This is a genomic window from Paenibacillus fonticola DSM 21315, assembly GCF_000381905.1.
GTDB lineage: Bacteria > Bacillota > Bacilli > Paenibacillales > Paenibacillaceae > Fontibacillus > Fontibacillus fonticola.
In genome coordinates this window covers 1-7,381 of sequence record NZ_KB907299.1, presented here as the reverse complement: position 1 = coordinate 7,381, position 7,381 = coordinate 1, and the positions used below count along the sequence as shown (strand labels likewise).

The following is a 7,381-nucleotide window of genomic DNA, read 5'->3' as shown; positions in this document are numbered from 1 at the left end:
TTCTTTTGATTCCGCCTGCGGGATCGGGACGTATTCTTTGGCTTTTGCTTGTTCTATTTCTTTGGCGAGAAGCTGAGCCGTAGGAGCGGCAAAAATGGCCTTCAGCGGCAAACGTACTCCGGTCTTCACTTCAATTTGATTGATAACCCGGGTTGCGCGCAGCGAATGCCCACCCATTTCGAAGAAGTTATCCTGTATGCCCATCTGGGTAACACCTAATATTTCTGCAAAGGCACCTGCAACAATTTCTTCTATCTCATTCCGTGGTGCAATATATTGTTGTCCGCTTGCTGCTTCCGGTTCCGGCAGAGCATGTTTATCAAGCTTCCCGTTTCGATTAAGCGGGATGCTTTCGATTTGCACAATATATGCAGGGACCATATATTCCGGCAGTTCTTTTCTAAGGCTGTCTTTAATGTCGCCTGATCGTAGTTCCTGATCCGATACGACATAGGCACAAATACTGTTTTCCCCGTTGTTCTCCTTGGCCACCACGGCCACATCGTTAACCCCAGGCTGTTTACGCAGGACACTTTCGATTTCACCCAATTCAACTCGGAAACCGCGAATTTTTACCTGTTCGTCTATCCTTCCCATGTACTCGATATTTCCATCGGGAAGCCATCTTGCCAGGTCGCCGGAACGGTACATCCTGCCCTCTCCGAAGTGATTCTCGACAAACTTTTCTGCAGTCAGTTCCGGCCGGTTCAGGTATCCTCTGGCCAAGCCTACACCTGCTATGCATAATTCGCCAGGCATCCCGATCCCGCACAAGTCGTTGCCGTTCATAATGTAAATTTGTTTGTTTACGATTGGCTTCCCAATCGGTATCCGCTCCGGTACGGGCTCCCCAGGAACACATTCCCAGTGTGTTGCACATACCGTTGCTTCGGTAGGTCCGTAATCGTTGGAATATTTCATATGCTTGTTGTTCGCGCCTACCAACTCCCGATTGGTTTCCGAGCCTCCAGTAATGATGGCTCGAAAATGCCGGATATCCACCTGCGCCAAATACTGCGGCGGCAAAATCGCAATGGTGACATTGTGCTTATCAATATATTGCTCAAATAATCTCGCATCTTTTTTGACGTCTTCGGGGCATAAGCATAGCTGTGCCCCGACCAGCAGACTCATTGTCATTTCATAGACGCTCGCATCGAAAGAAAAACTTGCAAACTGTAGGACGACATCAGCTGCCGTAATCGCATAGTTCTTAATAAAATATTCCCGAAAGTTAACTACACCCTCATGCTCAATCATTACGCCTTTGGGCTTTCCGGTTGTTCCTGATGTATAGATGATATACATCAAATCCTGTGGCGTGTTGACAGGCTCCGGGTTTGCAGCCTTGCCTGTATAGACCTCCTTATCCGTTAGGTCTATGACTGGAGTATCCCCTTTGATCGGCAGTTCCGCCCTTCCCAGCAGGATGGCTTTCGGCTGGCAATTTTCCAGCATATACTGGATACGATTCTCCGGATAGCTAGGATCTACCGGCACGTAGGCACCGCCTGCTTTGAGAATCCCATAAATGCCGACAATCATCTCCATGCTTTTATGGGCCAGGATCGCAACCCTGTCATCTGGTCTGATCCCAAGCTCACGTAGTTTATATGCCAACTGGTTAGCCTTTTCATTCAGCTGCGCATACGTCAATTGCGCATCTTCAAATACGACCGCGATATGATCTGGCGTCTTCTGAACCTGTTCTTCAAACAGCTCTACGACTGTTTTTTCCCTCGGGTATTCCGCAGCCGTGTCATTGAAGGTCTCAATGACCAACCTCTTTTCTTCTTCGGTCACTACGCTCAGTTCGCTGACCTTTTGCTTCGGATTTGCGGTCATTTGTTGCAGCAGTTGTTCCATTCTCCCCAGCAGTGTCCGGATTTCCTCCGCCCCATATTTTCCTGGGTCATACATAATCTTAAGTGTCAGGACTTCCTTAATAAATGCACTCAACGAAATATCATAGTTTGTCTGCTCTCTGGCACTCTCTATTTCGATTTTCAATCTAGAGCTCCCAAGGTTAAACGATTCGTCAATATAGTAGTTTTCGAACACAAACAACGTTCGGATCAAATTGTTGCCTAATGCACTTCTGCTTTGTACTTCCGATAGAGAACAAAAGTCATATTCCATGCTAGCAACCGCCTGCTGCTGGATCTGCCCGAGTAGTTCTTCTACGGTTGTGCTTTCTTCGCATTTCACCCTAATCGGTATGGTATTGATAAACAGTCCAACAGCCCGCGCCATTCCCTGTATATCCGCATTTCTGCCGGATACAACTTTTCCAAATACAACATCGGTATTCCGGTTGTATTTCTGCAACAAAACACCCCAAGCTGTTTCTACGATCGTGTTTATGGTTACATTAACCAAGCTGGAGAGTCGTTGTATTTGTCTGGTCAATAGTTTGTCAAAAGTATACACTACTTCTTTAACCTGTTCCTCCATGCTCCTATTCCTCCCTGTTCCCGCTTTGACCTAGCGGCAGGATCTCTGCAGCTTCAGTGTAATCTGCAAGGAAATTCTCCCAGTAAGAAAGTCCTTCTTCCCGATCCTGTTTGTCCAGCCAGCGGATGTATTCACCATAAGATGCAACACCCTTTGCCTCTTCCCGTACTCTTTCATGCAGGGAATACAATGTGCTTCCTTCTGTCAGTGCTTCGTAATACTGCATGAAATCTTGAAACAGCAGTGGTAAGCTCCATCCATCCATAATGATATGGTGGGAACTCCATAAAAGAATGTGCTCTTCTTCAGACTTTCTGAGAATGGTCGTACGAAGCAGACTGTCTTCTTCCAAATTGAATCCGCGTCGAATATCCGCCTGTTGGATCTTCAAAATCTCTTTTTCTTGTTCTTTGCTGTTGCACAAATCAATAACATTACATTCAATTTCACGCTCTCGTAATACGATTTGCCATGGCTTACTTACTTTGTAATAGATAAATGCCGTACGCAGTACATCATATTTCCTAGCCAGCAAAGATAGGCTTTCCTGTGCCTTCTGAACCTGCAGCTTACCTTTCATGCGAAGCTTGAATTGCAAGACATAGCCTGTAGATTGTTCATCTGCCAATTTGTGATACAACATTCCCTCTTGCATCGGCGTTAATGAATAAATACTGGATAATTCAGGAACCGGATGTCTTTGTGTAAGTTGCTTGAAATCCGAAGCATTCATATTCAGCGCGCCGAAGTCAGAAGCTGTTTTTATGACCTCTTTTTGAACTACACAGTGCTGAACAATCTTTTGAATAGATTGAACGTAATTTTGGCAGAATTGCGCTATACTTTGCGCACTGTACCTTCCCTTGTTGTAGGCAATAGCAAACCGTAATTTACCGCCCGATATGCTCCCGTTCATCGTAATGCCTTGCTTCGGCATATTTTCATCGGCAATACTGCTTCCGCATGACAGATTGGATACGGTAATCCTTCCTTCCGCTCCAAGTTCATGATCCATGTGCCCTAGGTAATTAAAGCCCAGGCCTGCTTCAAGATCCGGCCATTTATCCTGACCAAGATATTTTGCTACGCCATACCCGATGCCGTGATTCGGAATTGTTCGGAGCATTTCTTTGGTGTTGATGATGGCTTCTTCGGGATCCTCAGATCCTTTCAATACAATCGGATAGACACTCGTAAACCAACCGACGGTTCTGTCCATTTTCACAGCTTTATGAATTTCCTCACGTCCATGGCCTTCCATTTCCACGGCAACGTAATTTTGTCCTTTCCACTGTTTCACCGCCATGCCGAGTGCTGACAGCAGCAAGTCATTGATCTCCGTTCCATACGCTTTCCCTGCTTCGTATAATAACTGCCGGGTACTTTCCATCTCCAGTTCAAGCTGCATATGCGCATATTCCGTCGGCTGGCCATCAAAATCACCCTGAATTTTCCCGTCTTTTATTTGTTTACATATTTCCCTCCAATAGTTTATTTCTTGTTTCAATTCTGTACTTTGCGAATACTCTACCAATGCTTCCGCCCAGTCTTTGTAAGAAGCTGTTTTTGCCGGAAGAACGACTTCCTTTCCCTGCAATGCCTGCTCATATCCGGCTTTCAGGTCTTCCAGCAGAATCCTCCACGATACACCATCTACTACAAGATGATGCAGACATAACAGCAGATGGTCTCCGTCTGCAGTGTGAAACAGCCCTACTTTCATGAGGGGACCCTGTTCCAAATCGATACTGCTTTGCAGCTCTGTACTCTTCTGCTCCACGATCTGTGCAATAGGGTCTGAATTTTGAAGTTCATACTCATTCCAGTCAAACAGTTTGCTTTCTTGAACTGGCAGAACCCATTGTAAATTTTCTTTATACACGCTGCGGAGCATGTCATGGTGGACAACAAGCGCGGTGATGCTTTGTTTGAGTGCATGAACATGAAAGCCTTCTTCGCAGTAAAGCATGGTGGCCTGATTGAAATGATGCGGTTTCACATAGTTCCAATCAAAAAATGTATGCTGGATCGGCGTCAGCAGTGCCAACCCGCTGATTTCTCCTTGGTATACCGTCTCCATTTCTGCTGCGGCTGTTTTTTCTGCAATCAGTTTCACGATACGCAGCTGCATCAGGTCTTTGACAGCCAGTTCATATCCGGCTTCCCGTATTTTGGACACCACACGGATTGCCTTGATCGAGTCACCACCCATTTCGAAGAAGTTGTCTTCAATCCCGACTAGGCTAACACCTAAGACTTCTGCAAAGACACCTGCAACCGTTTTTTCTATCTCGTTCCGTGGCGAAATATACTCCTGTCGGCTTGTTGCTTCCGGCTCCGGCAAGGCATGTTTATCAAGCTTCCCGTTGCGATTGAACGGGATGCTTTCGATTTGCGCAATGTATGCAGGCACCATATATTCCGGCAATTCTTTTCTAAGATTGTCTTTGATGTCGCCTGTTTGTATTTGCTGATCCGATACGACATAGGCACAAATACTTCTGTCCCCGTTTTTCTCCTTGACCGCTACGGCTACCTCTTTAACTCCAGGCTGTTTGCGCAGAACACTTTCGATTTCACCCAATTCAACTCGGAAGCCGCGAATTTTTACCTGTTCATCGATCCTTCCCATGTACTCGATATTCCCATCGGGAAGCCATCTTGCCAAGTCGCCGGAACGGTACATCCTGCCCTCAACGAAGGGATTTTCGGCAAACTTTTCTGCAGTCAGTTCCGGCCGGTTCAGGTATCCTCTGGCCAAGCCTACACCTGCTATGCATAATTCGCCAGGCATCCCGATCCCGCACAAGTCATTACCGTTCATGATGTAAATTTGCATGTTTTCGATCGGCTTCCCAATCGGTACACGCTCTGGTACAGGCTCCCCGGGATCACATTCCCAATGCGTTGCAATTATCGTTGCTTCGGTAGGTCCGTAATCATTGGAATATTTCATATGCTTGTTGTTTGCGCATACCAACTCTTGATTAGTTTCCGAACCTGCAGTAACAACTGCTCTTAATTGCCGGATATCCACCTGCGCTAGGTACTGCGGCGGTAAAATAGCAATGGTGACCTTGTGCTTGTCAATATATTGCTCAAATAATCTCACATCTTTTTGAACATCCTCCGGGCATAAACATAGCTGTGCCCCGGCCAGCAGACTCATTGTCATTTCATATACGGCCACATCAAAAGAAATACCTGCAAACTGTAGTACGACATCAGATGTCGTAATCGCTTGGTTCTTAGTAGAATATTCCCTAAAGTTAACGACACTCTCATGCTCGATCATTACGCCTTTGGGCTTTCCGGTTGTCCCTGATGTATAGATGACATACATCAAATCCTTTGGCGTATTGACATGCACTGGGTTTGTGGTCACGCCTGAATAGACCTCCTTATCCAATAGGTCTATAACCGGAATATCCCCTTTGATCGGCGGTTCCACTCTTCCCAGCAAAATTGCTTTCGGCCCGCAGTCTTCCAGCATATACTGGATACGATTTTCCGGATAGCTAGGATCTACCGGCACGTAAGCACCGCCTGCCTTGAGAATTCCATAAATGCCGATAATCATCTCTATGCTTCTTTGGGCCAGGATCGCAACCCTGTCATCTGGCTTGACACCAAGCTCACGCAGTTTGTATGCCAACTGGTTAGCCTTTTCATTCAGCATCGTATAACTCATTTGTTCGTCTTCAAATACGACCGCGATATGATCCGGCGTCTGTTGAACCTGTTCTTCAAACAACCCGACTACTGTTTTTTCCCTTGGGTATTCCGCAGCCGTGTCATTGAAGGTCTCAATGACCAGCCTCTGTTCTTCTTCGTCCACCACGCTCAGTTCGCTAATTGTCCCCTCAGGATTTGCCGTCAGTTCGTCCACCAGGCGGCTGAAGTGTTTCATCATCCGCTCTACACTTTCCAGCTTGAGAAGATCGGTACAATATTCCCAGGTCATGGCATAGCCATCTTCCGTTTCACTTATGCTTAAACTGAGATCGAATTTCGCCACGGTATGTTCGCTGTCTATGTAAGTCATTTTGAAGCCGTTCATTTCGAGGTTCGCCTGTTCGTTGTTTTGCAGGACAAACATCACATCAAACAGCGGGTTTCTAGATAAATCCCGTCGCACCTCTACGGATTCCACCAGTTCCTCAAACGGATATTCCTGGTTCTCGTAGGCTTTCAGGGCACTTTCCCTGACTTCCTTCAAGAAGTCCAGAACCTTTTTGTCTCCTTTCGGGTACCCACGCATAGCCAGTGTATTGACAAACATGCCCACCATCTGCTCTGTATCTTTATGCGTTCTTCCCGAGATGGGGCTGCCGATGACAATATCTTCCTGTCGGCTATATTTGCCAAGCAACACCATCAGCGTGGAAAGCAATACCATATATGCGGTTGTCCCCGTCTTCCGGCACAGATTGTCTACCGCTGTCTTCTGTTTGGCCGTCAACATCCCGTTGATGCAGTGGCCTTTAAAGCTTTGCGTCTGCGGCCTTAAATAATCCAGCTGAAGGTCCAGCACTGGCGCCGGTTCTTTGAATACACCCTGCCAATATTTTTTCTGTTCCGACAGGTCTCTTGCTCGCATCCATTCGCTATAATCCTTGTATTGGACACTCAGCGGCTGCAACTGCTCGCCATTGTACAGCTTGGACAATTCGTTTGTTAGAATATCCACTGACATACCATCGGAAATGATATGGTGCATATCTAGCAGCAGGACCGTTTTGTCCTCCCCTATTTTTACGGCTTTTATCCGTATCAAAGGCGCCTTTCCAAGGTCAAATGGATGTACAAAATCATGCAGCAGGTCTTCTTCATGTTCTGCACCTGCAATCCGTTCTTCATACTCCAATTCGAGTTGAACTTCTTGTGCGATCTTCTGGACGGGTTCTCCATCCTGCATATGGAAACT

At 46.5% G+C, this 7,381-nt stretch carries 2 protein-coding genes; both read right to left on the bottom strand.

Annotation, left to right across the window (positions count from 1 at the left end):
• A partial coding sequence (locus tag G358_RS34350) for a non-ribosomal peptide synthetase (protein ID WP_019640764.1) occupies nucleotides 1-2,454 on the bottom strand: 2,454 nt, incomplete at its 3' end.
• 4 nt (nucleotides 2,455-2,458) lie between these two features.
• On the bottom strand, nucleotides 2,459-7,372 hold the full coding sequence (locus tag G358_RS31110; RefSeq protein ID WP_276203580.1) for a non-ribosomal peptide synthetase: 4,914 nt from the start codon (nucleotides 7,370-7,372) through the stop codon (nucleotides 2,459-2,461).
• Nucleotides 7,373-7,381 lie beyond the last annotated feature (9 nt).